Origin of the sequence: Limosilactobacillus vaginalis DSM 5837 = ATCC 49540 (assembly GCF_000159435.1) — a bacterium.
Taxonomy (GTDB): domain Bacteria; phylum Bacillota; class Bacilli; order Lactobacillales; family Lactobacillaceae; genus Limosilactobacillus; species Limosilactobacillus vaginalis.
The window spans coordinates 416,521-421,625 of sequence record NZ_GG693412.1; the positions used below are offsets into that span (position 1 = coordinate 416,521).

Annotated in this window: 3 protein-coding genes and 1 pseudogene; 3 read left to right on the plus strand and 1 reads right to left on the minus strand. The window is 42.4% G+C overall.

Going from position 1 to position 5,105, the window contains the following annotated elements; genetic code table 11:
- The first annotated feature begins 745 nt into the window (after positions 1-745).
- The 3 genes and pseudogenes from HMPREF0549_RS01845 to glsA all read left to right on the plus strand — a co-directional run bounded on the left by HMPREF0549_RS01845 (position 746) and on the right by glsA (position 3,248).
- Positions 746-1,612: a TrmH family RNA methyltransferase gene (locus tag HMPREF0549_RS01845; protein WP_003716559.1), complete on the plus strand. Its 867-nt coding sequence runs from the start codon at positions 746-748 to the stop codon at positions 1,610-1,612.
- 130 nt (positions 1,613-1,742) lie between these two features.
- A pseudogene (locus HMPREF0549_RS01850) lies at positions 1,743-2,288 on the plus strand (GyrI-like domain-containing protein).
- Positions 2,289-2,324: 36 nt separating this feature from the next.
- Positions 2,325-3,248, plus strand: a complete 924-nt coding sequence (glsA, locus tag HMPREF0549_RS01855; RefSeq protein WP_003716562.1) for a glutaminase A — start codon at positions 2,325-2,327, stop codon at positions 3,246-3,248.
- A gap of 89 nt (positions 3,249-3,337) precedes the next feature.
- Here the strand turns inward: glsA and HMPREF0549_RS01860 are convergent, their stop codons facing one another.
- Entirely contained in the window at positions 3,338-4,750 is a 1,413-nt protein-coding gene (locus HMPREF0549_RS01860; protein ID WP_040530727.1) for a Na+/H+ antiporter NhaC family protein, read from the minus strand.
- Positions 4,751-5,105: the final 355 nt, after the last annotated feature.

Sequence of the window (5,105 nt, forward strand, 5' to 3'; positions counted from 1 at the left end):
TATATTAACAGGCTTAGAAATAGTTGTGCTCATAATAGAGTGCTTTTTAACAAAAATGCATTAGTAAGTATGAATGAATCTGTTCCACATAATATCTATTCATTACTGAGAAGTGATAATTTAACGCGCTGTGAAATTTTTACACCATTACTATTACAAATTTCACTGGCACTACGCATTCATAAAGTAATGTGTAGTTCAAAGTCGCACCAGCATAAAATAGATGATTTGAATAAATGGTGTACTAGAATGCAAAGAAATCGTGACTTATACAAAGACAATGCTATTAGTAACTTATTTAAGAGTATTTGCAAGAGCATCACTATATATAGTAATTAAAAACATTGACTATTAGTTATGTTAAGATATAATAATATATAGAAAATATGGCGGGAGCCGCTTCACCCCTTTATTAAGGGGTGTTGTATTTTTAAATGTAAAAAGGTGGTGGACGAAGTTGTTCATCGCTTTTTTTGTTACAATGGCGTTAATCTTTGGCAAAAAACATAATTATTCTGTTTGAACAGTATTGAAAGTGTAGTTGCCGAAGTTACTACCATTGAAGGCCCGCTATATTTTTGTAATATAAAGGTACAAAAAACGATATGCTAGGCGATAATTTTCATCGCTGTTAATTCTATAAAAATAACCACAGTGACGAGAAAAGTTGGTAGTTCAACACACAGTACGAAAAGCGTTAAAATAAATCTCATCACAGTAATACAAACGATAAGGTAGATTCAGCATGCATAACTTAATTTTTCTTACAGATTTAGCAAGACCCGATTTGGATCCTTACGTCCGCCTGAATGAAGCTCAGCTCTTCCATGCCTTGGAACCGCAACCTGGATTGTTTATTGCGGAAAGTCCGAAGGTAATTGAACGAGCTTTACGGGCGGGGTATCAGCCGGCTTCCCTTTTGATTGAAAAAAAGGCGCTAGACCGAGACCTGGCTGATTTGGATCACGAAATGGCGATTAACCAAACGAGTGGCTTAGGGCAAACGCCAATTTATGTGGTTAGTAGCGAACTGCTTAGTCAGTTATCCGGGTACAATCTCTTGCGGGGTGCACTGGCTGCGATGCATCGGGTAAAGCGTCCAGATCTAGCTAGCTTTTTAGCAACGATGCCGAAAGCTCACCCACGAATTGCGGTTCTCGAAAGCGTAGTCAATCCAACCAATATTGGAGCAATTTTTCGTTCAGCGGCAGCTCTTGGAATAGATGGCGTAGTCGTGACGAGTGACTCTGCCGACCCGTTTTATCGGCGGGCTTCACGGGTATCAATGGGAACGGTTTTCCAAGTGCCGTGGACCTATGTTGACGCCAAACTCTGGCAAGCAGAAGGAATTAGCTTGCTTCATCGGTTGGGTTACAAAACCGCAGCGATGGCATTACGTCACAACACCGTTAATATTGACGATCCGCAACTGGATCAAGTGGATAAGCTTGCCATTATTCTTGGCTCAGAAGGTCCGGGTTTAAGAGAAAAAACAATTGCACAGAGTGATTTTACAATTAAGATCCCAATGGCACCGGGCGTGGACTCCTTAAATGTAGCCGCTGCCTCGGCCCTAGCCTTTTGGGAGCTAGGTAATCGGGAAGAAAATTGATGATCAAGAGAGTGGAACAGAACTAGCTTGTCTAGTTCATTGTGCCACTCTCAATTTTTTATTAAATTTGAAGATATAAACAGATATAAAATAGATTCGAGAATATAAAAAGTTATAAAGGAATAAAACAATGGCATACGATTTTAAAAAAGAACAAAAAGAACTTTATCGTCCAGGAAAACGACCGGCAATAATTAAAGTTCCGCCAATGAATTACCTTGCAGTGCAGGGGAAGGGTGATTACCAGATCCCTGGCTATTTTGACTTTGTTGTTCCACCGCTAGAGGGAATGTGGTGACAACCAGGCGTTCAAGGTGTTGATTACCAGCATAAGGAGAAGTTTAACTTCATTTCGTTGATCCGGATGCCAGACTTTGTTACCACGGATGTCTTTGATTGGGCAATTAAAACGGCTACCGAAAAGAAACAGACTGACTTCTCTAAGGTTGAATTTAAGACCATTGATGAGGGATTATGTGCGCAAATACTCCACGTTGGACCATACGATGATGAACCGGCCACCGTTGAAAAGCTGCATGAATTTATTGCAAATAACGGCCTCAAGTTAGATATTAATGACCACCGTCACCACCACGAGATTTACTTATCCGATCCACGGTGGACAAAACCGGCTAACCTAAAAACTGTTCTTCGCTTACCAGTGAAAAAGCAATAGTAAGATAAAGAAAGTTTGTTGAATGGAGATGATCGAATGGTGTTAAATTTGAACGATGCAATTCAAGCCTGTTGGAAGCGGATCGATGAGGGGCAGGTGGCAACCTATATTCCGGTCCTTGCCAAGGTTGATCCTTACCAGTTAGGGGTATGTCTTTATAATGTCGATAGCGGAAAGAAAGACTGTGCTGGTGCATCTAATGTCCGCTTTGCAATCGAGAGTGTTTCTAAAGTCATTGCTCTCCTGTATGCAATTGAGCGCTTAGGGCTTACCACGGTTGAGGACCAGGTTGGTACCCGGCAAACAGGTTTTGCCTTTGATACGATTTTAAATATGGAAATTACTAAGGAAACCAAACCATTGAACCCGTTTGTCAACAGTGGAGCAATCCTGGTTTCGTCATTAATTGAAGAGGAGGACCACCTTTCCTCGTTTGACCAGATCCTTAACTTTACTCGGGAAATCTGCAATGATCCGCAAATTACCCTGAATGAAGAAATTTATCAATCCGAATTACGGACGGGGGACATGAACCGGTCACTCGCCTATTATCTGAAAGCTAAGGAAACGTTGGCCAATGATGTAACAACAAGCCTTGAGACTTACTTTAAGCAGTGCTCAATGATGGTTACCTGTGAAAGCCTTGCAAACTTGGGCGCAGTTTTGGCAAATGATGGGATCGCCCCGTGGAACGGTGAGCGGTTAATCTCCAGTGACGCAGCAACTTATACTAAATCCGTCATGATGACTACCGGCCTTTATAACCAGTCGGGGACTTACTCAGTTAAGATTGGTGTTCCAACAAAAAGCGGCGTTGGTGGCGGCTTAGTTGCTAGTGCACCCAAATACGGAATTGGGATTTTTAGCCCAGCCCTTGACCAAGCAGGAAATAGCATTGCTGGCTTAGCGTTACTCGAAATGATCAGCCGTGAGTTAGATTTGGATATTTTTAGGTATTAAGCTGGGAATTACTAGTAACATTTAGAGGCCGAAAAAGACATTTTGTCTTTCTCGGCCTCTTTCAGCTTTATTATTATTTTTTGAACTTCCTATTCGGTCACAACGTTAACCCGCTTTTGCGGAACCTTGACTAACATTCCAGCAATCACTGTAAAGATAGTGACGAGGAATGGGAAAAAGGCCCATGGAATGAACTGCAATGGGTTAATTTGCAGGGTAGTCGCGATGAAGACTCCGGAAACACTCCACGGGACAATGGCATTGACTGCAGCCCCGGCGTCGTTAAGGATCCGGGTGAGATCTACCCGTTTCAAACCAAGTTTATCAAATGAAGGTAAGAATGATTGACCGGGAAGGATAATGGCAAGGTAGTGTTCACCAACTAACAAGTTCACTCCGATACAGGTAATCGCGGTTGCTAGGGATAATCGACCTGGTGTTTTTACGATTCCGGTAAGGTGGTTAATAATTGTACTGATGATGTTGAATTTGATTAACAGACCACCAAGGGCAAGGGCAAAAACGATTAAAGCCAGTGAAGTCAGCATGCTTGAAATTCCACCCTTGGAAAGCAGGGTATCAATTGTCTTGTTACCGGTGTGAGAAACGAAACCGGTCATGATTGTCTTAGTAATTGTCGAAATGCTAGTGCTTGGCGCGTGGAACCAGCCAAGAAGGACGGCAAAGAGAGAACCAAGACCGAGTGAAGGAATTGCTGGTACTTGAAGGACTGCCAGGACAACTAAGAGGAGAACTGGCAATAAGGCCCAGCCGGAAACCCAGAAGCCGTTGCTCAAGCCGTTCATCATTTGGTGGACAGCAGCAAGGCTAACGTTTTTTGAGTTCAAGCCAAGGAAGGTGTAAAGAACGAGGCAGAGAGCCCAAGCGGGGATGTCTGTAGTGAGTAATGATTGAATATGCTTGTAGATACTGATTTCACCAACGCTTGCGGCTAAGTTAGTAGTACCGGAAAGCGGGGAGATGTTAGAACCACAAAAGGCTCCTGAAACGATGACCCCAGCAGTCAATCCTGGATTAATCTGTAAAGTGGCACCAATCCCAATGAAGGCAATCCCCATGGTGGAAACGGTAGTGAACGAACTCCCGCAGGCAACCCCGACTAAGGTACAAACAATGAAGACGGTCGGCAAGAAGAACTTAACGGAAATAATCTTGAAACCGAAGTACATGATTGTGGGGATGGTTCCTGAGAAGATCCAGGTAGCAATTAGGACCCCAATAGAAAGGAAAATTACTAATGGGTCAACCCCGGCACGAAGACCTTCCCGCATCCCGTCCATTACGGTTTGCCACTTAAAGCCGCGAAGATGACCGTAAACGGCAAGTACCATGAATGAGATAAAGAGGGGCGCTTGCGGCTCCTGCTTTTTGACAATAATCAGGTAACCTAGAATGCAAAGGATCCCGAAGAGGACTAGTAAACTTTCACCAAAACTGAATTTGGGTTCTGGATGATTCGTATCTTTCTTAAATAAACTCATAATCTTTCTCCTTAAATATAAAACCACCAGCTTGCAAGCAAAACTGCTCAACCTAGCTGGTGGTCTAATAGAAAGACGGAATTTATCGAAATGACTCACCATTACTAGGTTATGATCTCACCTAGCAATAGCTCACTAAATACAACTATGCTGAGGTGCGAACAGATTTGCCCGCACCATCATCGTGCAGACATTAAAGTCGCTGAGCATAGCGATAATAATACTTGGTACTTAGTGAATGAGTAGTCATATTTTATCTTTCCCTTCGTTAAATGATGTTTTTATTAAAACATTCTCATTTTAATCTGTCAATCTCTAATTTTGATTTTTTGCCAAAATTATCACTAAACCCATT